The sequence below is a fragment of the Microbacterium sp. NPDC080220 genome, from assembly GCF_040686395.1.
Lineage (GTDB): Bacteria > Actinomycetota > Actinomycetes > Actinomycetales > Microbacteriaceae > Microbacterium > Microbacterium gawkjiense.
Map to the genome: position 1 here is coordinate 41,984 of NZ_JBFBOP010000003.1, position 26,976 is coordinate 68,959.

At 69.7% G+C, this 26,976-nt stretch carries 27 protein-coding genes and 1 pseudogene; 26 read left to right on the forward strand and 2 right to left on the reverse strand.

Features of this window, described 5'->3' with window-relative positions:
* Positions 1-4: 4 nt before the first annotated feature.
* On the reverse strand, positions 5-1,420 hold the full coding sequence (locus AB0P29_RS06085; RefSeq protein ID WP_363379075.1) for an NCS2 family permease: 1,416 nt from the start codon (positions 1,418-1,420) through the stop codon (positions 5-7).
* 55 nt (positions 1,421-1,475) lie between these two features.
* On the opposite strand from AB0P29_RS06085, the gene AB0P29_RS06090 reads away from it, so the two are divergent.
* The 17 genes from AB0P29_RS06090 to AB0P29_RS06170 all read left to right on the forward strand — a co-directional run bounded on the left by AB0P29_RS06090 (position 1,476) and on the right by AB0P29_RS06170 (position 19,150).
* Complete coding sequence (locus tag AB0P29_RS06090; RefSeq protein ID WP_217531580.1) at positions 1,476-1,817, forward strand: DUF2200 domain-containing protein; 342 nt, start codon at positions 1,476-1,478, stop codon at positions 1,815-1,817.
* 65 nt (positions 1,818-1,882) lie between these two features.
* Entirely contained in the window at positions 1,883-3,196 is a 1,314-nt protein-coding gene (locus AB0P29_RS06095) for a DUF6350 family protein (protein ID WP_363379076.1), read from the forward strand.
* A gap of 4 nt (positions 3,197-3,200) precedes the next feature.
* A complete protein-coding gene (gene purN, locus AB0P29_RS06100; RefSeq protein ID WP_064001268.1) occupies positions 3,201-3,782 on the forward strand; it encodes a phosphoribosylglycinamide formyltransferase in 582 nt (193 codons plus the stop codon).
* A 37-nt stretch (positions 3,783-3,819) separates the two neighbouring features.
* Positions 3,820-5,427 (forward strand): bifunctional phosphoribosylaminoimidazolecarboxamide formyltransferase/IMP cyclohydrolase, encoded by a 1,608-nt coding sequence (gene purH / locus AB0P29_RS06105; protein WP_064001269.1) that lies wholly within the window; start codon positions 3,820-3,822, stop codon positions 5,425-5,427.
* 98 nt (positions 5,428-5,525) lie between these two features.
* Positions 5,526-6,230, forward strand: coding sequence for a hypothetical protein (locus tag AB0P29_RS06110; RefSeq protein ID WP_254632232.1), 705 nt, complete (start codon positions 5,526-5,528; stop codon positions 6,228-6,230).
* Between the two features lie 146 nt (positions 6,231-6,376).
* Positions 6,377-6,532, forward strand: coding sequence for a hypothetical protein (locus AB0P29_RS06115; protein WP_363379077.1), 156 nt, complete (start codon positions 6,377-6,379; stop codon positions 6,530-6,532).
* 69 nt (positions 6,533-6,601) lie between these two features.
* A complete protein-coding gene (locus tag AB0P29_RS06120) occupies positions 6,602-7,252 on the forward strand; it encodes a hypothetical protein (RefSeq protein ID WP_253034953.1) in 651 nt (216 codons plus the stop codon).
* Positions 7,249-8,364 carry a hypothetical protein gene (locus AB0P29_RS06125; RefSeq protein ID WP_363379078.1) on the forward strand — a complete coding sequence of 372 codons (1,116 nt, stop codon included), beginning with the start codon at positions 7,249-7,251 and terminating at the stop codon, positions 8,362-8,364. The genes AB0P29_RS06120 and AB0P29_RS06125 overlap by 4 nt, the downstream gene beginning before the upstream one ends.
* Positions 8,365-8,421: 57 nt before the next feature.
* Positions 8,422-9,120 carry a hypothetical protein gene (locus AB0P29_RS06130; protein WP_363379079.1) on the forward strand — a complete coding sequence of 233 codons (699 nt, stop codon included), beginning with the start codon at positions 8,422-8,424 and terminating at the stop codon, positions 9,118-9,120.
* Entirely contained in the window at positions 9,117-9,704 is a 588-nt protein-coding gene (locus tag AB0P29_RS06135) for a hypothetical protein (protein WP_363379080.1), read from the forward strand. Before AB0P29_RS06130 ends, AB0P29_RS06135 begins: the two co-directional genes overlap by 4 nt.
* 48 nt (positions 9,705-9,752) lie before the next feature.
* Entirely contained in the window at positions 9,753-10,616 is an 864-nt protein-coding gene (locus AB0P29_RS06140) for a hypothetical protein (protein ID WP_363379081.1), read from the forward strand.
* Positions 10,613-11,914: an RDD family protein gene (locus AB0P29_RS06145; RefSeq protein ID WP_363379082.1), complete on the forward strand. Its 1,302-nt coding sequence runs from the start codon at positions 10,613-10,615 to the stop codon at positions 11,912-11,914. Before AB0P29_RS06140 ends, AB0P29_RS06145 begins: the two co-directional genes overlap by 4 nt.
* Before the next feature lie 55 nt (positions 11,915-11,969).
* Positions 11,970-16,568 carry an FtsK/SpoIIIE domain-containing protein gene (locus tag AB0P29_RS06150; protein WP_363379083.1) on the forward strand — a complete coding sequence of 1,533 codons (4,599 nt, stop codon included), beginning with the start codon at positions 11,970-11,972 and terminating at the stop codon, positions 16,566-16,568.
* An 83-nt stretch (positions 16,569-16,651) separates the two neighbouring features.
* On the forward strand, positions 16,652-17,350 hold the full coding sequence (locus AB0P29_RS06155; protein WP_363379084.1) for a WXG100 family type VII secretion target: 699 nt from the start codon (positions 16,652-16,654) through the stop codon (positions 17,348-17,350).
* Positions 17,351-17,353: 3 nt separating this feature from the next.
* Positions 17,354-17,983, forward strand: coding sequence for a polymorphic toxin type 15 domain-containing protein (locus AB0P29_RS06160; protein WP_363379085.1), 630 nt, complete (start codon positions 17,354-17,356; stop codon positions 17,981-17,983).
* A 9-nt stretch (positions 17,984-17,992) separates the two neighbouring features.
* The gene (locus AB0P29_RS06165) at positions 17,993-18,553 is read left to right on the forward strand and encodes a GAD-like domain-containing protein (protein WP_253036057.1); all 561 of its coding nucleotides are present in this window, start codon (positions 17,993-17,995) and stop codon (positions 18,551-18,553) included.
* A gap of 36 nt (positions 18,554-18,589) precedes the next feature.
* Complete coding sequence (locus AB0P29_RS06170; protein ID WP_363379086.1) at positions 18,590-19,150, forward strand: GAD-like domain-containing protein; 561 nt, start codon at positions 18,590-18,592, stop codon at positions 19,148-19,150.
* A 104-nt stretch (positions 19,151-19,254) separates the two neighbouring features.
* Here the strand turns inward: AB0P29_RS06170 and AB0P29_RS06175 are convergent.
* Positions 19,255-20,405 (reverse strand): IS3 family transposase gene (locus tag AB0P29_RS06175; RefSeq protein WP_363379087.1). Its coding sequence is split into 2 segments (ribosomal slippage): positions 19,255-20,135 and positions 20,135-20,405, totalling 1,152 coding nucleotides; the frame shifts between segments, so codons are not numbered across the junction.
* Positions 20,406-20,494: 89 nt separating this feature from the next.
* Between AB0P29_RS06175 and AB0P29_RS06180 the strand changes: the two are divergent.
* The 9 genes and pseudogenes from AB0P29_RS06180 to AB0P29_RS06220 form a co-directional block, all read left to right on the forward strand.
* Positions 20,495-20,692, forward strand: a pseudogene (locus AB0P29_RS06180) (GAD-like domain-containing protein); the annotation flags it as partial.
* A 96-nt stretch (positions 20,693-20,788) separates the two neighbouring features.
* Positions 20,789-20,998: a T6SS immunity protein Tdi1 domain-containing protein gene (locus AB0P29_RS06185; protein ID WP_363379289.1), complete on the forward strand. Its 210-nt coding sequence runs from the start codon at positions 20,789-20,791 to the stop codon at positions 20,996-20,998.
* A gap of 84 nt (positions 20,999-21,082) precedes the next feature.
* The gene (locus AB0P29_RS06190; RefSeq protein ID WP_363379088.1) at positions 21,083-21,643 is read left to right on the forward strand and encodes a GAD-like domain-containing protein; all 561 of its coding nucleotides are present in this window, start codon (positions 21,083-21,085) and stop codon (positions 21,641-21,643) included.
* 36 nt (positions 21,644-21,679) lie between these two features.
* Positions 21,680-22,240, forward strand: coding sequence for a GAD-like domain-containing protein (locus AB0P29_RS06195; RefSeq protein ID WP_363379089.1), 561 nt, complete (start codon positions 21,680-21,682; stop codon positions 22,238-22,240).
* A 263-nt stretch (positions 22,241-22,503) separates the two neighbouring features.
* Positions 22,504-22,794, forward strand: a complete 291-nt coding sequence (locus AB0P29_RS06200; protein ID WP_363379090.1) for a WXG100 family type VII secretion target — start codon at positions 22,504-22,506, stop codon at positions 22,792-22,794.
* Positions 22,795-22,901: 107 nt separating this feature from the next.
* Positions 22,902-23,126, forward strand: coding sequence for a hypothetical protein (locus tag AB0P29_RS06205; protein WP_064001283.1), 225 nt, complete (start codon positions 22,902-22,904; stop codon positions 23,124-23,126).
* A gap of 7 nt (positions 23,127-23,133) precedes the next feature.
* Positions 23,134-24,813 carry an ABC transporter substrate-binding protein gene (locus AB0P29_RS06210; RefSeq protein WP_363379091.1) on the forward strand — a complete coding sequence of 560 codons (1,680 nt, stop codon included), beginning with the start codon at positions 23,134-23,136 and terminating at the stop codon, positions 24,811-24,813.
* A gap of 68 nt (positions 24,814-24,881) precedes the next feature.
* Positions 24,882-26,387 (forward strand): AlkA N-terminal domain-containing protein, encoded by a 1,506-nt coding sequence (locus AB0P29_RS06215; RefSeq protein WP_363379092.1) that lies wholly within the window; start codon positions 24,882-24,884, stop codon positions 26,385-26,387.
* On the forward strand, positions 26,384-26,875 hold the full coding sequence (locus tag AB0P29_RS06220; protein WP_253034753.1) for a methylated-DNA--[protein]-cysteine S-methyltransferase: 492 nt from the start codon (positions 26,384-26,386) through the stop codon (positions 26,873-26,875). The genes AB0P29_RS06215 and AB0P29_RS06220 overlap by 4 nt, the downstream gene beginning before the upstream one ends.
* The last annotated feature ends 101 nt before the right edge of the window (positions 26,876-26,976 follow it).

Sequence of the window (26,976 nt, forward strand, 5' to 3'; positions counted from 1 at the left end):
GCGGTCAGACCCCGAAGGCGGCTTCGATGGGGCCGCGGGCGAAGTACAGGACGAAGCCGGCCGCGACGATCCAGAGCAGCCAGTGGACCTGCTTCGCCTTGCCCGAGAACGTGTTGAGCACGACCCAGCTGATGAAGCCGGCGCCGATGCCGTTCGCGATCGAGTACGTGAGCGGCATGACCGTGGCGGTCAGGAACACGGGCAGCAGGACGTTGAAGTCCGACAGGTCGATGTTCTTGATCTGCGTGAGCATGAGCGCGCCGACGAGAACGAGCGCGGCGGCGGCGACGAAGCCGGGCACGAGGCCCGTCACGGGCGTGATGAACATCGCGAGCAAAAACAGCACGCCGGTGACGACGTTGGCGAGACCGGTGCGGGCTCCCTCGCCGATGCCCGAGCCGGACTCGACGAAGACCGTCGCGGAGGATGACGAGGTGCCACCGCCGACGACGGCGCCGACACCCTCGACGATGAGCGCCGACTTGATGCGCGGGAAGTTGCCGCGCTCGTCGGCGAGTCCCGCCTCGCGCGCGAGGCCGGTCATCGTGCCCATGGCGTCGAAGAAGTTCGTGAAGACGAGGGTGAACACGAACATGACGAGCGCGAGCACACCCACCCGTCCGAGGTCGAACCCGAAGTCGACGGCGCCCACGAGGCTGAGGTTCGGCGCGGCGACGATGCTACCGGAGAGGCCGAAGTCCGCGACCGGCGTGAAAATGTTCACGATCGCGGCGAGGATCGTGCCGGCGACGAGGGCGATGAGGATCGCGCCCTTCACGCGCAGCGCCATGAGGATGCCGCCGATCAGCAGGGTCGCAATGAACAGCAGGGTCGCGGGCGAGGTGATCGAGCCGCCGACGCCGAGCTCCAGCGGGGTGCCCTCGGCGGGGTTCACGAATCCGGCGTTGACGAACCCGATGAAGGCGATGAACAGGCCGATGCCGACCGTGATGGCGAGCTTCAGCTGCACGGGCACGGCGTCGAAGATCAGCTTGCGCAGGCCGGTCGCGGCGAGCAGCACGATGATGAGACCGTTGATGACGACGAGCGCCATCGCCTCGCCCCACGAGACCTGTCCGACGACCGAGAACGCGACGAAGGCGTTGATGCCGAGACCCGCCGCGAACGCGAACGGCAGGCGCGTGACGAGGCCGAACAGGATCGTCATGACACCGGCGGTGAGGGCGGTCGCCGTGGCGACGGCCGCCGGCGCGAGGGTGATGCCCTCGACGTCGGGCGTCGACAGGATGGCCGGGTTCAGGATGACGATGTAGGCCATCGTCACGAACGTGACGACGCCGCCGCGGATCTCGGTGCCGACGGTGGAGCCGCGGCGGCTGATCTCGAAGTAGCGGTCGAGGAACGACGCGGATGCCGGGGCTGCGGCCCCGCGGGACGAGCGGGATGTGGTGCTGTTCACCCTCCGAGGGTAGTGCGTCCTGGCGGGCCTCGCGGGGCGGGCGTATCCTCACCGCATGCACCGCATCTTCGGCACGCCGTTCGCCGCGGTCTACCCGCTCTACCTCGCGAAGGTGGAGCGCAAGGGGCGTACCAAGGCCGAGCTCGATGCGGTCGTGGAGTGGCTCACCGGCTTCGACGACGCCGCCCTCGCCCGGCAGATCGAGAGTGAGGCCACGTTCGAGCAGTTCTTCGCCGCCGCCGAGCTGAATCCCGCCGTGACGCGGATCACCGGGGTCGTCTGCGGGGTGCGCGTCGAGGAGATCGAGGACCCGTTGATGCGCCGCATCCGCTACCTCGACAAGCTCGTCGACGAACTCGCCCGGGGCAAGGCGCTCGAAAAGGTCCTGCGCGTCTGATGCGTCGGTCCGCGCCGGAGCGGGAGCCCGGCGGGAGGCCTGCGCGCGGGTAGGGTCGGTCTGTTGTGAATCGCCTGCTCGTCTCCCTCCTCGCCGCCGTCGACGCCCTCCTGGCCGTCGCGGTCGGTGTCGGTGTCGTGCTCGCGCCCGTGACCCTCGTCTGGATCTTCGGGATCGGCGGCGACGCGGACTGGGCGGCGTTGTGGCCCGCGGTCGCGACGATCTGGCAGCTCGGCCACTTCGCGCCGGTCGCCGTCTCCCTGCCCGCCGAGCTCGTCGTCTCGGGCGGTCTGCCGTCGGGCGGTGCGCAGTTCACCCTGTCGCTCGCCCCCACCGCCCTCGCGGCGTTCACCGCGATCTCGGCGTGGCGCTCCGGCGCGCGCGCGGCGCGGGCGGGCGCGTGGGTGACGGGCGTGGCCGGCGGCACCGTCGCGGTCGCCGTCGTGTCCACCCTCATCGCCCTGTCCGGTCGCGCCTCGATCGCCGCGGTCGACCTGCTGCCCGCCGTCGCCGGCCCGACGCTCGTGTTCGCCGTTCCCGCCCTCGTCAGCGCCGTCATTCGCGCCTGGAACGACGGCGACGACGGCATCATCGATGCGCTCTCCGAGCGGCTCCCCGACGACGTGCAGGAAGCAGTGGATGCCGGTGCCCGCGGCGTCGCGATCTGCGTCGCCGGGATCGTGGCGGTCGGTGCCGTCGTCCTCGCCATCCTGTTCTTCGCCCGCGGCGGCGAGGTCATCGCATTGACGCAGGCCGCGCAGGCCGATCTCCTCGGCGTCGTCGTCCTCGCCCTCGGCAGCATCCTCTACCTGCCCACCCTGGTGATGTGGTTCGCTGGCTTCGCGGTCGGCCCCGGCTTCGCCGTCGGCACCGGGACGGCCGTCTCCCCGGCAGGGACGAGCCTGGGTGTCGTCCCCGGCATCCCCGTTTTCGGCGTCATCCCCGACTCGACGTCGGGGTGGCTGCTGCTGCTCGGACTCGTGGTGGTCGGCTTCGGCGCGCTGGCCGGCGCCGCGACGCGCAGCGCCCTGCTGGTGGGACCGGGGGCGGATGCCGAGCCGCTCCGCCCGCGCCTGGTCGCCCTCGCCATCCTCGTCGTCGGCACCGGGGCCGTGGTCGCCGTCCTCGCGTGGGCGGCGCAGGGGTCGATCGGCCCGGGCCGCCTCATCCACGTCGGGCCCGAGCCCTGGCTCGTCGCCCTCGTGGCGGCGGCCGAGGTGGCCGTCGGTGCCGCCGTCGTCCTCCTCTCACCGCGCGGTGAGGACGCCGAGCAGCCCCTCGTGCGCGAGACGCCCGCGACGACTCCGACCGCCGAGTCCCGTCCGGCACCGGCCGCCGCGGTCTCGCCCGATGAGTTCCCCACCACCCCGCTAGACTGAGCCGGTGCTCACGGTCGCCGTCCTCATCTCGGGCACGGGATCCAATCTGCGTGCCCTCCTCGACGCCGCGAGCGAGCCCGACTTCCCCGCCCGCATCATCGTGGTGGGGGCCGACCGGCAGGCCGACGGCTTCGCTCATGCGGAGGCGTACGGCATCCCGACCTTCATGGTCCCGTTCCAGGAGTTCGACAGTCGTGAGGCCTGGGGCGAGGAGCTCCTGGCGCACCTGGACGTCTGGGAGCCCGACCTCGTCGTGCTGAGCGGGCTCATGCGCCTGCTGCCCGCCGCCGTCGTGGCGGCGTGGGCGCCGCGCCTGATCAACACGCACCCGGCCTATCTGCCAGAGTTCCCCGGCGCTCACGGTGTGCGGGATGCGCTCGCCGCCGGTGTCACCGAGACCGGCGCGAGCGTCATCGTCGTCGACGACGGCGTCGACACCGGGCCGATCCTGGCGCAGGAGCGCGTGCCGGTGCTCCCCGACGACACCGAGCACACCCTTCACGAGCGCATCAAGCCCGTCGAGCGCCGGCTGCTCATCGACGTCGTGCGTCGCATCGCGACGGGCGAGCTCGACCTCACTTCCTGAACCGCACCCGAACGCCCCCGACCCGAGGAGTTCCCGCATGGCCGGACCGCAGATCGATCCCTCCCTCTACCGCGACCGCGACGTCGTGCCGGTGCGCCGGGCGCTCGTGTCGGTGAGCGACAAGACCGGGCTCCTCGAGCTCGCGCAGGCCCTCGCCGCCGCCGACGTCGAGATCGTCTCGACCGGCGGATCCGCCGCGCTGCTGCGCGAGAACGGCATCGCCGTGAAGGACGTGTCCGAGATCACCGGCTTCCCCGAGTCGCTCGGCGGACGCGTGAAGACGCTGCACCCGAGCGTGCACGCAGGCCTCCTCGCCGACCTGCGGCTGGAGGACCACGAGACCCAGCTGGGCGAACTCGGCATCCTTCCCTTCGAGCTCGTCGTCGTGAACCTGTACCCGTTCGTCGAGACCGTCGCCTCCGGGGCGGAGGGCGACGCGGTCGTCGAGCAGATCGACATCGGCGGACCGGCCATGGTGCGCGCATCGGCCAAGAACTTCGCCAACGTCGCGATCGCGGTCTCGCCGGAGTCCTACCCGGCGATCATCGACGCGCTCGGGCAGGGCGGGACGACCCTCGCGCAGCGGCGGGAGCTCGCCGCCCGCGCCTTCGCGCACACCGCCGCCTACGACCGCGCCGTCGCGACCTGGTTCGCGGAGGAGACCCTCGAGGGCGAGGGCGACCTGCCGCAACACCTCACGATCAAGGCCGAGCGTCTCGCGACGCTGCGTTACGGCGAGAACTCGCACCAGCGCGCGGCGATCTACACCCGCGTCGGCGGGCACGGCATCGCGCAGGCGACGCAGCTGCAGGGCAAGGAAATGTCGTACAACAACTACGTCGACGCCGATGCCGCGCTCCGCGCCGCGTTCGACCTGATCAAGCCGGCCGTCGCCATCATCAAGCACGCGAACCCGTGCGGCATCGCGATCGGCGCCCCGCAGGCGCTCGACCCGATCGCATCGGCGCACCTGCGCGCGCACGAGTGCGACCCCGTATCGGCGTTCGGCGGCGTCATCGCCGCCAACCGCACCGTGACGCTCAAGATGGCGGAGAACCTGCGCGACATCTTCACCGAGGTCATCGTCGCCCCCGACTTCGAGCCCGAGGCGCTCGAGGTCTTCAAGCTGAAGAAGAACCTGCGTGTCCTGCAGCTGCCCGCCGACTGGCGCCAGGAGCCCATGGACGTGCGCCTCGTCTCGGGTGGCCTGCTGCTCCAGGACGCCGACCGGTTCCCGAACGAGATCGAATCGCTCGTGGACAGCTGGCAGCTCGTCTCGGGTGAGCGGCCCGCAGACGACCAGCTCGAGAACCTGTCGTTCGCGTGGAAGAGCTGCCGTGCCGTGAAGTCGAACGCCATCGTGCTGGCCAAGAACTCCGCTACGGTCGGCATCGGCATGGGGCAGGTCAATCGCGTCGACTCCTGCCGTCTCGCGGTGGAGCGCGCGGGTGACCGTGCTGCGGGCTCGGTCGCGGCATCCGATGCGTTCTTCCCGTTCGCCGACGGACCGCAGGTGCTGCTGGATGCCGGGATCACGACGATCATCCAGCCGGGCGGGTCCGTGCGCGACCAGGAGGTCATCGACGCCGCCCAGGCCGCCGGGGTCACGATGTACTTCACCGGGGAGCGTCACTTCTTCCACTGAACAGGTGGCGGCGGATACTAGCGGGTCGGAGCCGGGGGAGTTCTCCCCATCGAAATCGGTCCCGTCGTTCGCCTAATGTCGTCGCGGGAGGTTCCGCCATGGGAATGATGCTGCCGAACGAGCTCATCTGGGTGATGGAGAAGCTCGGCTTCGACTGGCCTGACATCGATGAGGACGAACTCCGCCGCGGCGGCCACATCATCGAGGTGTTCCGCACGGAGCTCGAGGGCAAGCTGCAGGCGATGGACCGCAAGGTCAACACCGAGCTCGCCGTGGCGCTGCGCGGCCAGGCGGGCCCGGCGTACGTCGGGGCCTGGAACGCGAACCGCGCCCAGAACCTGCAGAAGCTGCTCGACATCCTCGGGCCCGTGCCGACCGGGGTGGACATCGCCGCCGGTGCCGTCACCGCGCTCAAGATCAAGGTCATCGCCGACGTCACCTCGACGATGATCGCGCTCGTCGCGATGCTGACGAACCCGATCACCGCCGCCGGGGCCGGCCCGATGCTCATCATCAAGAAGAAGCTGCTCAACGCTGCCGTCGACATGGCTGTCGAGCAGGTGCTGAACCAGGTCCTCCCCATGGTCATCGAACCGCTCGCGAACGAGCTGCCCGGTGTCATCATGGCCGCCCTCGACTCGCCCATCGTCGAGGCTGTCGCGGGCGACCCCGACGAGTTCTACGCCGACCTGCAGGCTCTCGAGCAGGCGCAGGGCGAGATGGAACAGCACGCCGCCGACGTCGAAACCCTCACGGAGAGGCTCATGTCCGACCTCGCCGGCCTGAACATCGGGGGCGACTGACCGTGCGGGACGCCGTGGTCGCCGACGACGATCTGAGCGCCGCCATTATCGCTCTGCTGGGGTGGGGGACGTCATCGCACCCTCGCTCTCGCGTGCAGGAGACCCCGGGCGGGGCCTCGCCCCTAGAGGAGCGCGCCCAGGCAGCAGTGACCGAGTGTCTCGCCATCGCTCCCGCTTGGACCCGCGACGATCTCCCCACGGCGGGTCGCAGTGCGCGGGCGGAGATGGCGGCGCGGCATCCGGAACTCTCGTCGGGCGCCCTGGATGCGCTGGCCTGGGCCTACACGTACAACTGGCGATGAAAGGGAGTGAGGTGAGTCATGAGGATCGGTAGCGAGGTCGTTCGACCCATGATGAATTCGCTCGAGGGGATGCCTGTCCACGTCCGTCAACTCGCGCAGATGTTCCGCAAGCACGGGCAGAAGCAGAATCAGAGCACGAACCGGGTGACGGACCTCGACGCGACAGACGTGCCCCAGCCCCTCCGCGACGGCTGGAAGAAGGACTCCTGGCACACGCCGGACCGCGTCGTCGGATCGGGGAAGCCGAATCGGCCCTACCCGGCGGAATACCTCGACGCCGACTACATCCAGCAGCACCTGCAGCGGTTCGAAGGTGGCGCGACTCGGTTCTACCGCAGCGAGAGCCTGGACCGTTACGGGCCCGGCAATCAGGGCACGACGTTCGTGTTTCCGACCTCCGAGATCGACAACATCATCCAGCAGGCCGACGGTGACCCGAAGAAGCTCGGCGTCATGCTCGGCTTGGGGGAGAACTTCTTCGTCGATGCCAACGGCAACGCCGTCGACATCACGCGGGCCGACTTCAGCTACGAGGAGATCGTCAACGGGAACCTCCGGATGCCGCGGGGTAACGAAGCCGGCGCGAACGAGGCGTGGATCCCCGGCGGCTATCTGCCCGAAGGGATCCCCGAGGCCGTGCTGAACACGCATCCCGATGCCGGTCGCGGTGACCCGTCGGCCGGCGGGACGTGGGGCTCGTACACGCCCTTCCGACTGTGACCCTCGGCGACGCGGGCGCGGTCCGATACCCGGAGCGCTTCGAGATCCACCGGCTCGAGGCGCTCGGCGAGAACCCCTATCTGACCGACGACGATGCCCGCCGCCGGTACGACGAGGGCAAGGGACTGAGCGTGGTCGCGGCGTCGACCCCGCCGACGTGGTTCCTCGATGTGTCTGTACGCCGCCACCGGTTCTCGGTCACGTTCTACGCACCGACGAAGACGCCGATCCGCCGGGTCGGGTGGGAGGAGATCGGCGGGCGCCTGCTGCGTCGGAATGCGGTCGATCTGTTCTATCCCGAGGGCGATCCGGGGCGACGCGTACCGTACTCCCGGCTGCTGCGAGTCGAGCACCGCTGGTACGCGGACGGCGTCGTCCACATCGAGCGCTCCTCTCCGATCGATGAGGATCTCGTCGCCGAGATCAGCGCGCCGCAGGAGCTGCGGTGGCTCGACGTGCCGGCCTTCGGCGACTGGGGGCCGCTCATCTCGGCATCCGCTCCTCCGGAGTTGACCCGGTTCGATCTGGATGCGATCGACGGGGCCGAGGCGTACGCGCGTGCGGAGATCGCCGCCGGTGGTTCCGCCTCCGAGCAAGGCGGCTGGATTCTGCCGGCATCCGATACCACCGTCCTCGACGCGGTCACAGCGCTCACCCGTTTCGAGCCGGTGCCCTCGGCGGTTCCGGTGATCGAGCGAGAGGCGGCGAGGATCGTGCCGGTGATGCTGCAGGGCACCGCGCCGCGCGCGTCCGGGCGGGATGCCGCGGAGGAGCGTCGGCGCGTCGACGATCGTGCAGCGGGGCTCGCCGGCGCCTTCGAGTACGCCGCCGGGCGACCGATCGATCTGCCGCTCGACGGACGCGGCGACGGACCGGTGGCCGCCTACGCGGCGGCGCTGCGTGCAGTCGGCGTTCGGAACGCACGATGGTGGGTCCTGAACGAGACCGGCGTCGTCCTCGTCCGCTCCGGAGATGCGGAGGCGGGCGATCTGGCGCTCGCGGTGCACCTCGTGCCGGCGCGCTGGGTGTCGGGGCGCAGTGCGACGACGTCCGGACGTGCGCCCGCCGACCTGCAGTGGTCGAGGGGGGACATTGAACCATGGACCGCGTGAATGCAAGACCTGGGTGGCCGGTGATCGTCGTGGCTACCCTGACCGGGGAGGGGGATCATGGGCATCGGTGAGGTCATCAGACCGTTGAAGAACTCGCTGGACGGCGTTCCCGTCCACGTGCGTCAACTCGCGGACATGTTCCGTAAGCACAGTCAGCGCCAGGACCTGAACCGCTCGCAGGTCACTGCGCTCGACAACGTGAGCGGTGCGTGGCGCACCGACACGCACTGGACGCCGGACGCCGTCGTGAGCTGGAAGGGCGACGCGCCCGACCCCGGCGACTACCTCGACGGCGACTACATCTCCCAGCACCTGGCGCGTTTCGACGACGGCGCCAGCAGGATCTACTTCTCCGACACGCTGCACACGTACGGCCCCGGGCAACGGGACGGCTCGACCTTCGTCTTTCCGACGTCCGAGCTCGACGAGATCATCCGCAATGCCGACGGCGATGTGAACATCATCGCCGATCAACTTGGCATGGAGCGCAGCTGGTTCTTCGACGACAACGGCAATCCGCTGCCCCTCGAAGTGCGCCATTGCGACCCCTCTGAGTTGACGAACCTCCGGATGCCGTCCGGCAACGAGGCGGGCGCGAACGAGCACTGGATCCCCGGCGGGTATCTGCCCACCGGCATCCCTGAAGCGGTCATCGACATTCCCTCCTCGGCGACGGGCGTGGGGCGCGACCTCGACGGCGACTACAACCCGGGCTTGTGGCCGGGCAGGGCGCAGAGGTTGGACCTGAACTCATGACTCAGCCCGACGCCACCGTGTCGGGAGAGCCCTGGCTCACGGGTCACGTGATCGACGCGGCCGACGTCCGCTCGGACGACGGCGAGGGCGCCCTCGTCAGAGGCGGCCGCATCGTGGAAGAGATCGAAGCGCGGCTCGTCGATGCCCGCGCCGACGAGCCTGACGGCGATCTGATCCCGGGGACGCCGCTCCTCCGCCGCGGCGACGTGTCGATCGTGCCCCTCTCGTGGGAGCCCGCGACGAGTGACGAGATTCGCGCGGCCGTGCGCGAGCGCGCCAGCGAACTGTGGCGGAGCATCCGCAGCGCTTGCGAGTACCGTCACGGCGCCGCCCTGGCCGTGGAGCCGGGCGACGCGCCCTCCAACGCGTATGTGCGGGCGTTGGAGCGCCACGGGGTCCGCCGCGCCGACTGGTGGGGCTCCGGCGACAGGGCGATCGTCCTCGTCGTGCACGGCGAGCCGCTCCCGGCGCTCGCGTCGGCCAGTGCCGTCCACATCGTCCCCCTCGGATGGCTGTCGACGACCCGGCCGACGCGCAGGATCCCGCCCGTGGACCTGACGTGGTCGCCGGCGACGGACCGGTGAGGGACCGAGGACTTAGTCTGTGAGAACGCTGATGAGAGGGCTGAACCGATGAGTGCGATCGCGACGGATGTGACCGTGCGTATCTATGGTGCGAGCGAGCTGGGAGTGCTCGCGCAGACGGCTCCGGGACCCGCGCACCCGCGGGTCGAGTACGTCGGCGGTGAGGTCTTCGTCGGGCTCGATCACCGTGATCGGGGCTCCGCCGTCACTCAGGGGGAGACGGAAGGGGCGGATGCCGGGTTCCGGGACGCCCTGCGCGCTGCGGTCTCGCTCGTCGGTGAGCTCCCCTCCGCGGTGGAGGGGACGGTGGTCATCGAGGACGAGGCGCTCGCCGCTGCGGTGCTGCTCGACCCGTCGCGGGTGGCGGGGCTCGAGCTCTCCGGCGACCCGGTGGTGTTCCCGTACGCCCGTGATCGAGTGGTCATCGTGGGTGCGGAAGATCAGGCCGCCATCGCGCGGACGCTGGACGTCGCGGAGGAGCTGTTCGACGCGGACCGGCCCCTGGTGAGCGCGCACCCGATGGTGCGGGCCGACGAGGGGTGGGCGCCGTTCCCGTGGCGGGAGCGAGTGTCGGAGCTGGCGATGCGGTTCGAGCGCGTGCTGCGGTTGTTCTCGGTGCGCGCGTACGACGTGCAGACCGTCGCACTCCAGCGCCCCGACGTGCACATCGCGCCCGCGAAGATCCGGGTGCTGGAGTCGGGAGTGACGACGACGTTCGCGACGTGGCCGCGGGGCACCGCGACGCTCCTGCCGGTGGTCGACAACGTCATCATCGCCGACCCGTCGGGGACCCTCAGCGTCGCGACGCTGACTCAGTTCCTCGACGCCGCCGGTGATGCGGTCGTGCGCACCGGGCTCTCACCCGCGCGCTACTTCGTGCCCGGCGATCAGCCCGCAGCACCGACGGCATGATCTGGGAGATCGATCAGCCGGAGGACCGGCCGGACGGCGTCGACGCGATGGGTCGGCCCGACCCCGCGTACGCGGCCGCCCTGGGCCTCGTCCGTGCACCGTTCGGTCGTCGATCCCTCGCCTTCCTCCTCGACATCCTCATCTGGGTCCTCCTGCAGCTGCCGCTGTGGCTCGGGGCCGTCCCGCTGCTCCTGAAGCTCGCGACCGGGGCGATCTCGCCCTATGGACTCGTCAACCACCCCGGCTTCGTGCTGGCCGCCGTGATGGCGAGCATCACCGTGGCGCTCTCGCTCGCCTTCCTCATCGTGCAGTGGGTCCTGCAGGCGCGGCGCGGACTGACGATCGGCAAGGGGTTCACGGGGCTCCGGAGCATCAACGTCCGCACGCTCGAGAAGCCCGGCGCCGGAGCCGTCCTGCTCCGTGCGCTCATCGTCGGCCTCGCCGGCGTCATCCCGGTCATCGGCACCGCGGTCATCCTCGCCTCACCCACCTTCGACCCGCAGGAGCGGGGCCGCGGGCTGCACGACCGTGCCGCGCGGATGTGGTTGGTCGACATCCGCCGCGGCTTGAACCCGTATGACGAGAAGCGGATACGGATCGCCCGGAAGACCGTCAAGGCGGAGCCTGTCCCCGAACGCCCGGAGCGCCCGTCGCTCGCCACCCCCACCCGTCCCGGCGCGCGTCCGGACTACCGTCCCGGCAACCGCATCAGCGCGGGGGTCCTCGGCGTGAATCGCGGATCCGACGGCCGCCCTGCGGCGACGGAGGATGCCGCGGCGTCGGAGGATGCCGCGGCGTCGGCCGCTCCGGGGGTCATCAATGCCGCCCCCGGCCTCGCGACCCCCCGCGTCGCGCCCGCGCCGACGCCGGTACCGGCCCGCGAAGCCGCGCCCGCGCCCGCACCCGAGCTCGTGCCGGCACCGGCCCGCGAAGCCGCGCCCGCGCCCACACCCGAGCCCGCGCCCGCGCCGTCGCCCCGGTGGGGCCTGCGCTTCGACACGGGGGAGACGGTCGCCGTCACCGGGCCGCTCCTGATCGGTCGCGATCCCGACCCGGCGAGTGCACCGGGTGCCGAGCCGCACCGCCTGCTCGACGAGAGCCGTTCCCTCTCGAAGACCCACGCGATTCTGACGCCCACCGCCCACGGGCTCGAGGTCGTCGATCGCGGGTCCACCAACGGCAGTGCGGTCGTCCGTGCGGGCGTCGAGACAGCGGCCGTCGCCGGGGTGGCACTCGCCGCGGCCGTCGGCGACACCGTCCGCCTCGGAGACCGCCTCGCCGAGGTCGTCGCACTGTGATCGTCCCGCCCGCACCCGTCCGCCCGACGCGTCCCCACCCCCTCGGAGAAGAGCGATGCGGCTGAAGCTCACCCTGCACCGGCACGACAACGACCCCGTCGACATCGTCGTGACAGCCGACTCCACGGCGACCGTCGGCGACGTCGCGCGGTACATCGCGGCATCCGATCCCGCCCGGTCGACCACATTCGCCGAGGACGACGTCCTCACCCTGTCGGTCGCGCCGCCGACCGCGTCCCGCGCCGTCGAACTGCCCCACGACCTGCCGATCGGCGAAGCGCCCCTCGGGTCGGGGTTCGCGGCATCCATCGTCAACTACGGCGCCGGATACATCCGCGCCGGACGCGGCGAAACCGTGGGCATCCTGCGGGCCACCGCCGGGCCCCTCGCCGGACAGGAGTTCGCCCTGTCGGCAGGTCACGTGTCCATCGGGCGCGACCCGGGCAACGACGTCGTGCTCACCGACCCCATGGTCTCGAAGCGCCACGCACGACTCGAGGTCGGTGCGCACGCCGAGGTCGTCGACCTGAACTCCGCCAACGGCGTCCTCGTCGACGGCGTCGAAGTGCAGCGTGTCCGCGTCGAGGACGGTCGGCCCTTCGTCATCGGCGCGACGACGCTCGTCGTCTACCTCACGAACGCGTGGGACGGTGCCGCCGCCGACGACCCGATCATCGAGCGTGGCGGCGGGCTGCTGTTCAATCGCAGTCCGCGCGTCGAGGTCCGTTACCCGGGCACGCGCTTCAAGCCGCCGCGCCTGCCCACCGAGAAGATCGGCAAGATCTTCCCCTGGCCGATCATGGTCGCCCCGATCCTCATGGGTGCGGCGCTGTTCGCGCTCAACGGCAACCCCCGCTCGCTCCTGCTGATCGTCATGACACCGCTCATGGCGTTCGGCAACCTCATCAACCAGTCGGTCCAGAGTCGCAAGAGCGAGGACCACGAGCGACTGCTCTTCGAGCGGCAGTTCGAGCAACTGGAGGAGGACTTCTTCCGCGGCAAGCCCGAGGAGGAGGCGGCTCGCAACGCCGAGGCGCCGGCGGTCGCCGACGTCTTCGAAGAGGCGATGCGGCTCGGTCCGCTGCTGTGGACCCGACGTCCCGAGCACTGGAACTTCCTCGCTCTGCGACTCGGGACCTGCTCGCTCCCCGCGCGCAACGGGATCGACGACGCCGAGACGCCCGACGGGCTGCCCGAGTACATCGACCGCGTCGATCGGTTGCGGCTGCGCTACGAGATGGTCGACGACGTCCCCGTCTTCGAGACGTTCCCCACCTCCGGTTCGATCGGCATCGCCGGTCCGCGCGCGCTCGTGGCCGATGCGATGCGCGGCGTGGCCGTGCAGGTGTTCGGCCTGCACGCGCCCAACGACGTCGTGACCGTCGCCTTCTCGGACTCGTCCTGGACGCCCGAGCTCGAGTGGCTCAAGTGGCTTCCGCACACGACCGCCGAGCGCAGCCCGTTCCGCTCGGCGCCGCTGGCCGATTCCGCGCCGAGTGCCGCGGGCCTGCTCAACTCGCTCGAGGAGTACGTCCGTCGCGCCTCGGCCGGTGGCCGCGAGGGCGAGCCCCGTGGCCCGTTCAAGGACGACTGGAATCCCCTCCTCTACGGGACGGATGTCGCTCGTGCCGCCGAGGACCGCGTCCGCACGCCCCCGATCTCGGTGGTCGTCTTCGTCACCGGCGATGCGCCGGTCGACCGCGGGCGCCTCACCGACGTCCTCGAGCGGGGCGCCGATCACGGTGTCCACGCCGTGTTCATCTCCGAGACGGTCGAGTCGCTGCCCGCTGTCTGCCGCAGCTTCATCGAGCTGCGGAACGACCTCGCCGATGCGCGGGTCGGTCTCGTCCGCAACGGCGAGGCCTTCGAGCACGTCGCCGTCGAGGGGGTCTCGAACGCCTACATGGAGATGTTCGCGCGACGCCTGTCGCCGGTGGTGGATGCCAGCACGGTCGTGCACGACGCGTCCGACATCCCCAACTCGGTCAACTTCCTGCAGCTCATCGACCCCGCGATCGCCGAGAACCCGCACGCGGCGATCGAGCGCTGGCAGCAGAACAACACGATCGTGGACCGCACGCCGACGCCGCGGCCCCGTCTGAAGAAGGCCGGCACGCTCCGCGCGATCATCGGGCAAGGGCCGAGTGACGCGATGGCGCTGGACCTGCGGACGCAGGGACCGCACGCGCTCGTGGGTGGCACGACCGGTTCGGGCAAGTCCGAGTTCCTGCAGGCGTGGGTGCTCGGCATGGCCGCCGCGCACAGCCCCGACCGCGTGACCTTCCTCTTCGTCGACTACAAGGGCGGCTCGGCCTTCGCCGACTGCGTCGACCTGCCGCACTGCGTCGGCCTCGTCACCGACCTCAACCCGCACCTCGTCCGCCGGGCGCTGACGAGCCTGCGCGCGGAGCTGCAGCACCGCGAGCACCTGCTGAACCGCAAGAAGGCCAAGGACCTCCTCGAACTCGAGAAGCGCCAGGACCCGGAGTGCCCGCCGTCGCTCGTGCTCGTCATCGACGAGTTCGCCGCCCTGGCCTCGGAGATGCCCGAGTTCGTGGACGGCGTCGTCGACATCGCCCAGCGCGGCCGCTCCCTCGGCATCCACCTCATCATGGCGACCCAGCGCCCCGCCGGCGTCATCAAGGACAACCTCCGCGCGAACACGAACCTGCGCATCGCCCTCCGCATGGCGGATGAGGCGGACTCGCGCGACGTGGTGGACGACGATGTCGCGGCGAGCTTCCCCGCGTCGGTCCCCGGGCGCGCGATCGCCAAGACCGGCCCCGGCCGCCTCGTGCCGTTCCAGTCCGCCTACACCGGCGGCTGGACGAGTCTGGAGGACACCGCGGTCGCCGAGGTGCGCGTCGCCGAGCTGCGTTTCGGTGCGGCCGCCGAGTGGGAGCCCGACCGCCCCGCCGAGTCGGACTCGCACGAGGAGGACCTCGGACCGAACGACCAGAGGCGCATCGTGTCGAACCTCGTGACCGCGTGCGAGGTCGCGGGTCTGCCGCGCCCCCGTCGTCCCTGGCTCGACGACCTGTCGGCGCTGGTCGACCTCGCGAACCTCGCGAACGAGGGCGACACCCGCATCCCCATCGCCCTCATGGACGTGCCCGAGAAGCAGCAGCAGGAGCCCGCGTTCTTCGTCCCCGATCGCGACGGATCGCTCGTCGTGTACGGCACGTCCGGGTCGGGCAAGTCGACTGTCCTCAAGACGATCGGCACGGCGGCGGGCATGCGACCGGACCGCGGCCGGGTCAACGTCTACTGCCTCGACTTCGCGACCGGCGCGCTCGGCGCGCTGTCGGCCCTCCCGCACGTCGGGTCGGTCGTCGACGGCTCGGACGTCGAGCGCATCCAGCGCCTGCTGCGCACCCTCGACGGCGAGATGGACCGCCGCGCGTCGGCATTCTCGGCGGCCAGCGCCGCGACGCTGCAGGAGTATCGCGAGATCGCGGACCCGAACCTCCCGCGCATCATCCTGCTGATCGACAACTTCCCCGAGTTCAAGAAGGACTGGGAGGTGGCGCCCGGTCGCGGCCCGTTCTACCGCACCTTCATGCGTATCCTCGGCGAGGGTCGCACGCTCGGGGTGCACACGGTCCTCACGGCCGACCGCGGCAACGCGGTCCCGAGCGCCGTCGCCTCGAACATCTCGCGCAAGGTCGTCCTGCGGATGGGCGACCCGTCGCAGTACATGCTGCTCGGCACTCCGCGCGACGTGCTCGACGAGCAGTCCGTCCCCGGCCGCGCCGTCATCGACGGTCACGAGGCGCAGATCGCCGTCCTCGGCGGGACCTCCAACGCCGTCGAGCAGACGAAGGCGCTCGGGGTCCTCGGCGACAAGCTCCGCGCGGAGGGCGTGCGCGATCTCCCCGAGATCGGTGCCCTTCCGACGGCGGTGCCGGCCACGGACATGCCGGCCCGGGTCGACGGGATGCCGGTGTTCGGCGTCGCCGACGACACCCTCTCGGCGCACGGTTTCGAGCCGATCGGTTCGTTCGTGATCTCGGGGCCGCCGGCATCCGGTCGCACCAACGCTCTCAAGTCGCTCGTCATCGCGATGGAACGCTTCGACCCGGGCGTCCAGCTCTACCACTTCGGCAGCCGGCGCGCCGAGCTCAAGGACTTCCGTCCGTGGGTGAAGAGCGCCACCCGTCCCGACGACGAGAAGGAGCTGGCCACCGAGCTGGCCGAGCTCATCACGCGGGATGTGTCGGAAGGCCGCATCCTCATCGTGATCGAGGACATGCCGCACCTGTCGGACGGCCCCGCCGACCGCCCGATGCGCACCCTGCTGCAGGCGATGAACGACAGTGAGCACATGCTGATCGGCGACGCCGAGATCTCGCGGGCGAGCGGCAGCATCGGTGTGCTGGGGGAGTGGAAGGCGGGCCGTCAGGGCATCGTCCTCAAGCCGGACACCTACGACGGCGAGGCGATCTTCAAGACGCCGTTCGGTCGGGTCAAGCGGTCGGACTTCCCCGTCGGTCGAGGCATCTTCGTGCAGGCGGGTCGCTCGGTCACCGTGCAGATGCCGCTCGTCGCCGATGTGGCACCCCCGCCGCAGCCGACGGTCGCGCCCCCGACGACACGGGCGGCCGCCCGCGAAGCGGTGACGGCGGATGCCGCGGGTACGACGTTCGGTGCCTGACCCCCGATGAGCCGGGGACTTCTCCCCATGTACCTCACGGCCGATCTTGCCTACTCTCGCTGGGGAGGTGATGCGCTGTGGGCATGATGCTGCCGAACGAACTGATCTGGGTGATGGAGAAGCTCGGATTCGAATGGCCCGACGTCGACGAGGACGAGCTCCGGCGCGGTGCGCAGATCATTTCGCATTTCCGGGACGACCTCGAGGACTCCCTGCAGGCCATCGACCGGAAGGTGAACGGCGACCTGGCCGCGGCGATGCGAGGCCAGGCGGGACCCGCGTTCGTCTCGGCGTGGAACACCAACCGTTCCCAGAATCTGCAGAAACTCGTCGACCTGCTCGGGCCCGTTCCGCCCGGGATGGACATCGCTGCCGGCGTCGTGCTGGGGCTCAAGATCAAGGTCATCGCCGATGTCACGACGACGATGATCGCGCTGGTCGGCATGCTCACGAACCCCGTCACCGCGGTCGGCGCCGGCCCTATGCTCATCATCAAGAAGAAGCTTCTGAACGCCGCCGTCGACGTCGCGATCGAGCAGGCGCTGAACCAGATCCTGCCGACGGTCATCGAGCCGCTCGCCGATGAATTGCCCGCTGTTGTCATGGCGGCGCTGAACGCTCCCGTCGTCGAGGCCGTGGCCGGCAACCCGGACGAGTTCTACGCCGACCTGCAGGCGCTCGAGCAGTCCGAGGAGGAGCTCGATCTGCGCGCTGCCGACATCGAATCGTTGATGGACCGGCTCATGACCGACCTCGCCGGACTGAACATCACGGGGGACTGACACATGGCTCGAGTCGGAGACGAACTCATCAAGCCGATGCTGCGGGCGCTGGACGACATCCCGGTCCACGGTCGGCAGCTCGGCGAGATGGTGCGAGGCTTGCGCGGCAAGCAGCGACGCAACCGCGACGGCGTCGAAGACATCGACACGTTCGATGTCACCTTGCGTCCGTTCAAGCGGAACAAGAAGCACGACCCGGTCGAGTATGACCGCCAGTACAACGAGCAGATGGACGCGCTGCAGCAAATGCCGCTGTCCGACTGGCTGCGCAACCGTGCGGAGTACCTGCAGAACGGCCGCACACCCGACTCGCTCCGGGCGCAGGAGTATGCGCGGGAGCTGTCGTTCGAAGAGAAGGTGACCGAGCTCGTGGAAGCCGGCCAGGACTACGACGATGCGTATGCCTCCGCTACCGACTGGATGCATACCCAAGCGGCGACGCACCGCCTGGATGGAATCGCCGGTGGGGACGTCACGGACATCTCCGGTGTGGGTGACTCACGGGTCAACTCGTCACTCGGATCGCAATGGCGCACGCGTGTGGGTGACATCGACCAAGCTGTCGTTCGGTATCTGGAGGCGAACCCGGGTGTCGACATCACCAGGGTCTATATGAACGTCGTCATTCGATAGGTTGTGGGAATGATCGAGATTGCTGACTTCGTCGAGCACGCGCCTGTCGCCCCCGACGTCATCGCCGCGTATCGCGATCGGGTACCCCCGGAACTGGTCGAGATCTGGGAACAGTACGGATACGGCACGTTCGGTGAGGGTTTCATCCGCGTCATCAATCCCGCCGTCTACGAGGCGGAGCTGGGGGACCGGCTCGGCAAGACCCAGGGCGACGGTATCGCGATCCCCGTCATGGTCACCGGTCTTGGCGATGTGATCACCTGGGAACCCAGTATGGGCGGCCTGATCGCGCTGATGTTCCGTAGCAATCGAGGCGCGGGTTTGGGCAAGGTGTCCAGCTTCCTGACCTTGACGCGTGCAGGCGGCGCACGTCACCTTGCGCGTGTTCTGGACTGGGGTGTATTCCCACAAGCGGTCGCGGCCCAGGGCGCGCCGGACTTCGACGAATCGTTCATCTTCGTTCCGCTGCCTTCCATGGGTGGTCCGGGCACAGTCGACACTTTGCAGAAGCGGCCGACGATCTCCGCCATCCAGGTCATGGTCGATCTCCAAGGGCCCATCGGTCACTGATCGACCACACCTGGGTTCTTCCCTAGGTTGGAAACCGTGGTAGAGATCGCAGATTTCGTCCCGCATGCTCCGGTGGAGCCGGAGGTGATCGCTGCGTACCGTGACCGGGTTCCCGCGGAGATCGTCGAGATCTGGGAGGAGTACGGTTACGGCACTTTCGGGGAAGGCTTCATCCGCGTCATCAACCCCGGCGTGTACGAGGCGGAGCTCGGCGACCGCATCGGTAAGACACAGGGTGACGGAATCGCGATCCCCGTCATGGTGACCGGGCTGGGAGATCTCATCACGTGGGAGCCGAGTCTCAACGGGCTCGTCGTACTCATGTTCAGGAGCAACCGCGGGACGGGGATGGGCAAAGCCGCTACTTTCCTCGGTCTGTTGAAGCTGGACGGCTCGGATTACTTGTCGGAGAAGTTCGGGTGGGATGTCTTCCCTGAGGCGGTCCAGCAGCAGGGGGCGCCCGCATTCGACGAGTCGTTCATCTTTGTTCCCCTTCCTTCCTTGGGTGGACCTGGCACGGTCGACACCCTGCAGAAGCGTCAGACGCTGTCGGCTATTCAGGTCATGGTCGACCTGCAGGGGCTCATCGGTCACTGATCGGCCGCACCTGGGTTTGTCCCTAGGTTGGAGACCATGGTTCAGATCGCAGATTTCGTCCCGCATGCTCCGGTGGAGCCGGAGGTGGTCGTGGGCCGCCCCCTTCATTCGGTCCGGACGGTCTGTGAGTCGTCGATTTCGATGTGATGGGTGCACTGCCGAGCGTACTCGGCCGGGGGTAGGTAGCCGAGCGATGAGTGCCGGCGGTGATGGTTGTACTCGTCCTTCCAATCGCCGATCACGACCTGTGCGTGCAGCAGCGAGTAGAAGCTGTTGATGTTGAGGCACTCGTCGCGGATCCGTCTGTTGAACGACTCGACGTATCCGTTGCGCCACGGCGAGCCTGGCGGGATGTAGGACAGGCCGGTGCGGGTGCCGGCCCAGTCGGCCATCGCGTCGCTGATGAACTCCGGCCCGTTGTCCGACCTGAGCACCGCGGGGGCGCCGCGGACAGCGACGAGGTCCTCGAGATGAGCGGTGAGCCGGTCTGCGGTGATCGACCGTTCGGTAAGCCCGCCGATGCACTCGCGGGTGTGTTCGTCGACGATCGAGCAGATCTTGATCGGCCGGCCCTGCTCATCGGCGTCGAACTGGAAGTCCACGGCCCACACCACGTTCGGCGCGTCTGCCGTGGCCGCATCGACCGTCGAGGATCCGACGCGTTTGCGGCGGCGTCGTTGCGGGACGCGCAGGCCCTCGTCACGCCAGAGGCGTTGGATCTTCTTGTGGTTCACGACCCACCCCTCGGCGCGGGCGTCGTGATACGCCCGCCGGTATCCGTAACGGGGATGGTTCTTCGCCCAGGCGCGCAGCCAGTCCCTGAGCGCCCGATCCGGGTCCGTGACCGTGTCGCCCTTGAGCGGGCGCCGGTACGCGGAGCGTGACAGCCCGACCAGGCGGCACGCCATACGTTCGCTCACCTGCAGTGCCCTGACCAGGTGAGCGACGGCGGCGCGGCGCCTGCCCGGGCCTAGAAGTTTCCCTCGGCCAGCTCCTTCAGCGCCGCCTTCTCCAGCTCCGCCTCAGCGAGCAGCCGCTTCAAAGTGGCGTTCTGCTTCTCGAGTTCCTTCAGGCGCTTCGCGTCGTCGGCCTTGAGACCGCCGAACTGGTTCCGCCACCGGTAGTACGTCTGCTCGGACACCCCGAGCTCCCGGCACACCGCCGCGACATCCTGCCCGTCGGCGAGCATCCTGTCGGCCTGACCGAGCTTGCGGACGACCTGCTCCGGGGTGTGACGCTTCCTGCTGTTCGTCATGATCTGACCAGTCTCCCTGCCCGCAGCCGCGGGCGACAGGACGACTCTCAGAACCACCGGACCTACGAAACGGGGTCAGCCCAGTCGCTGCGTACCGTGACCAGGTTCCCGCGGAGATCGTCGAGATCTGGGAGGAGTACGGTTACGGCACTTTCGGGGAAGGCTTCATCCGCGTCATCAACCCCGGCGTGTACGAGGCGGAGCTCGGCGACCGCATCGGTAAGACGCAGGGTGACGGGATCGCGATCCCCGTCATGGTCACCGGCCTCGGTGACCTGATCACCTGGGAGCCGAGCCTCAACGGGCTCGTCGCCGTCGTGTTCCGGGGGTTCCGCACCGTCGGACTCGGAAACGCCAACACATTCCTCACCCTCGCCCGGCTTGTGGGGACCAAGCACCTCACCGAACGTCTCCAGTGGGACCTCTACGACGAGGCGGTCGCGATGCACGGCGCGTTGGGCTTCGACGAGTCGTTCATCTTCGTCCCGCTGCCGTCGTTGGGTGGTCCGGGCACGGTCGACACTCTGCAGAAACGTCCCACGCTCTCGGCCATTCACGTAATGGTCGATCTGCAGGGTCCCATCGGCCACTGAAGTCGACCGCCCCCGGGGTCGAGACTGTTCGCTGGCTCGAGTCGGCGACGAAACCACCACCGTGATCGTCGATAGGTTGTGGGGATGATCGAGATCGCGGACTTCGTCGAGCATGCACCTGTCGAACCCGAAGTCGTGGCTGCCTATCGCGATCGGGTTCCCGCGGAGCTGGTCGAGGTCTGGGAGCAGTACGGATACGGCACGTTCGGTGAGGGTTTCATCCGCGTCATCAATCCCGCCGTCTACGAGGCGGAGCTGGGGGACCGGCTCGGCAAGACCCAGGGTGACGGTGTGGCGATCCCCGTCATGGTCACCGGGCTGGGAGATCTCATCACCTGGGAGCCGAGTCTGGGTGGACTTGTGGGCCTCATCTTCCGCGAGAACAGAGGCGTCGGCCTGGGGGATGTCGATTCATTCCTTCTTCTCACCGAGGCGTTGGGCGCGGACCATTTGGCCTCGGAGTTCAACTGGGGCGTCTTCCCCGAAGCGGTTGCGGCGCAGGGCGCGCCCGACTTCGATGAGTCGTTCATCTTCGTTCCGCTGCCGTCGTTGGGTGGGCCGGGCACGGTCGACACCCTGCAGAAGCGTCAGACGCTGTCGGCTATTCAGGTCATGGTCGACCTGCAGGGGCTCATCGGTCACTGATCGGCCGCACCTGGGTTTGTCCCTAGGTTGGAGACCATGGTTCAGATCGCAGATTTCGTCCCGCATGCTCCGGTGGAGCCGGAGGTGGTCGCTGCGTACCGTGACCGGGTTCCCGCGGAGATCGTCGAGATCTGGGAGGAGTACGGTTACGGCACGTTCGGTGAGGGGTTCATCCGCGTGATCAACCCTTCAGTGTTCGAGGCTGAGCTCGGTGATCGGATCGGGAAAACTCAGGGCGACGGCATCGCGATCCCCGTCATGGTGACCGCCCTGGGCGATCTCATCACCTGGGAGCCGAGCGTCGATTCACTCGTTGCGATTCTCTTCCGGAAGTTCGAAACGGTGGGTCTGGGTTCGCCCAAGACCTTCCTCGGCCTAACTCGCCTCGACGGGGCGGAGCACCTGGAAGAAGAATTCGCGTGGGACCCCTACCCGGAGGCAGTCGCCCGTCATGGGGCCGTGGAGTTCGACGAGTCATTCATCTTCGTCCCGCTGCCGTCGTTGGGCGGGCCTGGCACGGTCGACACCCTGCAGAAGCGCCCCACCCTCTCGGCGATCCAGGTCATGGTTGATCTGCAGGGCCCTGTCGGCCACTGAAGCGCCACTCGGTCATTCTCGAGGTGAGCGGTGCCCGGCGCCTGCCGGCATCCCGGTGCGCGCTGCGATCCGGGACGGCTCTCGTGCCCGCGGAATTCCGCCGCCGACACCAGCCCTTCGCCTCGGCGAGCGACCGGCCCGACGGAGGATTGTCAAGAGGGGACTTCTCCCCATGGGGCGGGGGAGACCTCTTCGCTAGCATCGTTCACGCGGGGGAGGAAAACGGTTCTCCGCACCACGACGACACGCTGGGAGGCGGGTTCATGGCTCACGATTTTGGTGCAACATACAGCGAGATGGAGAGCGCGGCGGCGCGGCTTCGCGACGGTCGCCAGACCGTCACCGACACGCTGAAGGAGCTCCAGGGCATCATCGACGACCTGGTGCAGGACGGCTTCAAGACCGAGAACGCGTCCGAGGCCTACTCGACCGCGTACTCGGAGCTCACGACGTCGCTCGACGACGCCGCTGAGGCCGTCAACGACATGGCGCAGGCGCTTGACCAGATGGCGGACCGCATCCGCGACACGGACGCGGAGATGGCCGCAAACTGATCCCCGGCTCGCTCACGGGCCGCGATGCGATCTCAGGATCCGCATCGCGGCCCGTTGCCCGTGTTCATGATGATTAGGATCAGGACGACGAACGGAGTGTCGCGACGATGACCACCTCGCAGACCTACTGGTACAACCTCTCCACCCAGTCCGTGGTGCGCGACGACGAGCGCCCGTCGGAGGACTGCCTGGGCCCGTTCGCCAGCGCAGCCGAGGCGGAGGACTCGCCCGCCGTGCTGCTCGAGTACGCGAAGAGCTGGCTCGAAAGCGAAGAGAGCGAGCCGTACCGGCAGATGGCCGAGGAGCTCGGCGACGACACCGACCGCATCTGATCAGCGGATGCGAGCTTCCCGCCGCACCGCGGTCGCTGCTGTCGCGGTCGCCGTCCTGGCGTTGAGCGCGTGCGCGCCGGCGCTCCCGCCGTCCGTCGTCCCCGACAGCACGGTCACCGTCGGCTGGGCCGGTCCGGTGACATCCTTGAACGCCCGGGTCGATCCGACGCCGGGCAACCGCGACATCGCGGCGGTGACCCGATCGTCCTTCGGTCGCGTCGTAGACGGTGAGGTCGTCCCGGACGAGTCGTTCGGCACGGTCCGCATCCTTCACGAAGACCCGTTCACGGTCCGCTACGACCTGGCGGAGCCGTCGTGGTCTGATGGCATCCCGCTCGACGCCGCCGACCTCGTCCTCGGATGGGCGGCATCTGTAGGTCTGCTGTCCGAGGACGGCCCGTCGGATGCTGCGCTGGCGGCGCCCCGTCCGAGGATCGACGAGTTCGCGCGGTCGATCGACGTCACGTTCGCAGCCCCGACCATCGCGTGGCAGACCGCGGTGTCGGCGGACGCCCCGGCGCACACGGTCGGCATGCGTGCCTTCGACCTCGACGACCCGATGGAGGCGAAGCAGGCGGTCATCCGGGCCGTCCTCGAGCGGGATGCCGGTGCCCTCGCCGCGATCGCGGAGGTCTGGAACACCGACTTCACCGTCTCGGGCGACACCGTCGACGCCGATCTCGCGCTCTCCAGCGGCCCCTACGTCGTCGCAGACATCGAGGACGAGGGCACGAGCGTCACGCTGGCGCCCAACCGGGCCTACACCGGTGCGGCCGCGCCGAAGATCGCCGACATCGAGCTCGTCCCGCGCGGCGACGATCCCGTTGCGGCGGTGGGGGAGTCGCTCGACATCGTCTCCCTGAGCCCGACCCCCGACGACCGGGAAGCCGTCCGTCAACGCGAGCGACGGGACTTCGTCGTGCAGACGACGCACGACGGCACCATCTGGACGCTGCTCCTCAGCCCCGACGGGATCTTCACGGAGCGCGCCGCGCGCGCGGCCTTCCTGCGTGTCGTCCCCGCCGACGAGATGGTCGCCGCCGGTGCGGGCGAGTGGGCGCAGGCGTACCCGAAGACCACGTCGATGGTCACGGCGCCGGGGTCCCGCGCCTTCGACGTCGTCACGGAGGATTCCGGATTCGCCGAGGCGCTCGGCACGCCGGCCGACGACGCCGCCCGGGACCGGACGGCGGCGGGTGTCCGCGACGACGCGCGCGTGTGCGTCCTCTACGACTCCCGCAACGGCTTCGCCAAGGGGGCGTTCGGTGCTCTGAAGACGGCGGCCGCCGAGGCGGGATGGGACGTCGTCGACTGCGCCACGGACGACCTCGACGCCGCCGTGAAGGCGTCCGGGTGGGATGCCGTCATCCGGCGCGTCCGCGTGCCGCAAACCCCTCGGGCCATCGCCCAGCAGTGGGGCACCGACGGACCGTCGAGCCTCGTCGGCCAGGCGGACCCCGCGCGGGACGAGCTGATCTCGACGCTCCAGCAGACCGTCGACGTCTACGCCGCGCGGGATCTGCTCGCCCGGATCGAGTCGACGATCGTGCAGGCCGCCGTCGCACGGCCGCTCGCCGCCGTCCCGCGCGTGACGATCGTCGCCCCCGATGTCACCGGGGTCACGGTGCGGGACGGTGACGACGCTCCGCTGCTTTCCGACGTCGCGGGGTGGACGCCGGCCGGCTGAACCGCGGCATCCGCTGTCGTGTCCGATTTCCGCGAGTCGGTGTCGGTGGCGCGTGTCAGGCTGGAGCCATGACGATCGCGCCGATGACCTTCGACGAGCGGTACCGCGCGATCGACGCACGGGACGCGCGGTTCGACGGACAGTTCGTCACCGCCGTCCACTCGACCGGCATCTACTGCCGACCGAGCTGCCCGGCCCGCACGCCGAAGGCCGCGAACGTCACCTTCTACCCGACGAGCGCCGCCGCGCACGAGGCCGGTTTCCGCGCGTGCAAACGCTGCCTCCCCGAGGCGACCCCGGGCTCGCCGCAGTGGAACCTCCGCGGCGACGTCGCCGGTCGCGCGATGCGCCTGATCGCCGACGGCGTCATCGACCGGGAAGGGGTGTCGGGGCTCGCACGGCGTCTCGGCTACTCGGAACGCCACCTCACGCGTCTGCTCGCCGCCGAGCTCGGGGCGGGCCCGCTCGCCCTCGCGCGGGCCCACCGGGCGCACACGGCCCGGACCCTGCTCGTCGACACCGAGCTGCCGATGGCCGACGTCGCGTTCGCGGCGGGCTTCGGCAGCATCCGTCAGTTCAACGACACGATGACCGAGGTCTTCGCGCTGTCGCCGACCGAGCTGCGCGCGAGGCGGCGGGGCGGGACCACGACCGCCGGCCGCATCGACCTCGTCCTGCCTGTCCGCGAGCCCTTCGACTCCGTCGGCCTGTTCGGGTGGATGCGCGCCCATGCGATCCCGGGTGTCGAGGTGGGTGAGACGGCCTCGTTCGCGCGCACGCTCCGGCTGGACGGCGGGCCGGCGTGGTTCGAGGTGCGGCAGGATGCCGCGGGACGAATGCGGCTGCGCGCCGACCTCGCCTCGTTGCGCGACCTCGCCCCGCTCCTGTCCCGCGTCCGTCGCCTGTTCGACCTCGACGCCGACCCCGCCGCCGTCGACGCGGCGCTCGCCGCGCACCCCGAGCTGCGGCCCCTCGTCGCGCGGGTGCCCGGCGTGCGTCTGCCCGCAGCGATCGACGCGGACGAGATGCTCATCCGCGCGATGATCGGCCAGCAGATCAGCGTCGCGTCGGCGCGGACGGTGATGGGCCGCCTCGCCGCCGCCCTCGGCGAGCCCGTCGAGACGCCGCTCGGACCCGCCGTCCTGTTCCCGACGCCGCAGGCCGTCGCCGAGCACGGTGCCGAGGTGCTGCGGGGACCGGGCGCGCGCATCCGCGCCATCGTCCACGCGGCGACGGCCCTCGCCGACGGCTCGCTCCGGCTCGGACCCGGCGACGACACCCACGAACAGCGCGCCGCCCTGCTCGCCCTCCCGGGGATCGGGCCGTGGACCGCCGACTACGTGCGCATGCGGGTGCTCGGCGACCCCGACGTCCTGCTGCCCGGCGACGTCGCGGCCCGGGCGGGAGCGGCGGCCGCCGGCATCCCGTCGGACGCGAAAGGCCTGACCGCCTGGGCGGCGCGGGTCGCGCCCTGGCGCAGCTACCTCATGGCGCACCTCTGGTGCGCCGCGCCCGTCACGCAGGCCTGGCGTGCCGTGGACCTCGATCCCTCTTCCCGGAAGGCCGCCTCATGACCGCGATCCTGCAGACCATCGACACCCCCGACGGCCCGTTCACGATCCTCGAGGACGACGGTCGGGTGCTGTCGTCCGGGTGGACGGACGACCCCGAGCGCATCCTCGGGCGCCTCCGCGCAGACCGCGTGCCGCCGCACGTCGCGCCGGGGCGGACGCAGGCGGCGGCGCGGACGCTCGCGTACTACGACGGCGACCTCACCGCGATCGACGACGTGCCCGTGATGCAGTACGGCACCGCCCTGCAGACCGCCGGGTGGGCGGCCCTGCGTCGCATCCCGGCCGGGGGGCCGCTCACGTACCGCGAGTTCGCGGCCCACCTCGGATCGCCGAACGCGGTCCGGGCCGCGGCATCCATCTGCGCGCGCAACGCGCCGGCGCTGTTCGTCCCGTGCCACCGGGTCCTCCGCACCGGGGGAGCGCTCGGCGGGTTCGCCTGGGGGCTGCACGTGAAGCAGAGCCTGCTGCAGCGCGAATCGGGGAAATGATCAATCCATCTGAGTAAGCGCTTGTTTACAGCGAATCCTCAGGGATATCCTGGAGGGCTCCCGCACGATGCGGGCGCCTCGTCCGGCCCCATCAAGGAGGA

Bases quoted from the DNA above. Each gene is read 5' to 3' on its own strand.
- AB0P29_RS06090 (WP_217531580.1), top strand. From the start codon at position 1,476: ATGCACCGCATCTTCGGCACGCCGTTCGCCGCGGTCTACCCGCTCTAC.
- purH (WP_064001269.1), top strand. From the start codon at position 3,820: ATGGCCGGACCGCAGATCGATCCCTCCCTCTACCGCGACCGCGACGTC.
- AB0P29_RS06110 (WP_254632232.1), top strand. From the start codon at position 5,526: ATGGGAATGATGCTGCCGAACGAGCTCATCTGGGTGATGGAGAAGCTC.
- AB0P29_RS06120 (WP_253034953.1), top strand. From the start codon at position 6,602: ATGCCTGTCCACGTCCGTCAACTCGCGCAGATGTTCCGCAAGCACGGG.
- AB0P29_RS06130 (WP_363379079.1), top strand. From the start codon at position 8,422: ATGGGCATCGGTGAGGTCATCAGACCGTTGAAGAACTCGCTGGACGGC.
- AB0P29_RS06135 (WP_363379080.1), top strand. From the start codon at position 9,117: ATGACTCAGCCCGACGCCACCGTGTCGGGAGAGCCCTGGCTCACGGGT.
- AB0P29_RS06140 (WP_363379081.1), top strand. From the start codon at position 9,753: ATGAGTGCGATCGCGACGGATGTGACCGTGCGTATCTATGGTGCGAGC.
- AB0P29_RS06145 (WP_363379082.1), top strand. From the start codon at position 10,613: ATGATCTGGGAGATCGATCAGCCGGAGGACCGGCCGGACGGCGTCGAC.
- AB0P29_RS06150 (WP_363379083.1), top strand. From the start codon at position 11,970: ATGCGGCTGAAGCTCACCCTGCACCGGCACGACAACGACCCCGTCGAC.
- AB0P29_RS06155 (WP_363379084.1), top strand. From the start codon at position 16,652: ATGATGCTGCCGAACGAACTGATCTGGGTGATGGAGAAGCTCGGATTC.
- AB0P29_RS06160 (WP_363379085.1), top strand. From the start codon at position 17,354: ATGGCTCGAGTCGGAGACGAACTCATCAAGCCGATGCTGCGGGCGCTG.
- AB0P29_RS06165 (WP_253036057.1), top strand. From the start codon at position 17,993: ATGATCGAGATTGCTGACTTCGTCGAGCACGCGCCTGTCGCCCCCGAC.
- AB0P29_RS06190 (WP_363379088.1), top strand. From the start codon at position 21,083: ATGATCGAGATCGCGGACTTCGTCGAGCATGCACCTGTCGAACCCGAA.
- AB0P29_RS06195 (WP_363379089.1), top strand. From the start codon at position 21,680: ATGGTTCAGATCGCAGATTTCGTCCCGCATGCTCCGGTGGAGCCGGAG.
- AB0P29_RS06200 (WP_363379090.1), top strand. From the start codon at position 22,504: ATGGCTCACGATTTTGGTGCAACATACAGCGAGATGGAGAGCGCGGCG.
- AB0P29_RS06205 (WP_064001283.1), top strand. From the start codon at position 22,902: ATGACCACCTCGCAGACCTACTGGTACAACCTCTCCACCCAGTCCGTG.
- AB0P29_RS06210 (WP_363379091.1), top strand. From the start codon at position 23,134: ATGCGAGCTTCCCGCCGCACCGCGGTCGCTGCTGTCGCGGTCGCCGTC.
- AB0P29_RS06215 (WP_363379092.1), top strand. From the start codon at position 24,882: ATGACGATCGCGCCGATGACCTTCGACGAGCGGTACCGCGCGATCGAC.
- AB0P29_RS06220 (WP_253034753.1), top strand. From the start codon at position 26,384: ATGACCGCGATCCTGCAGACCATCGACACCCCCGACGGCCCGTTCACG.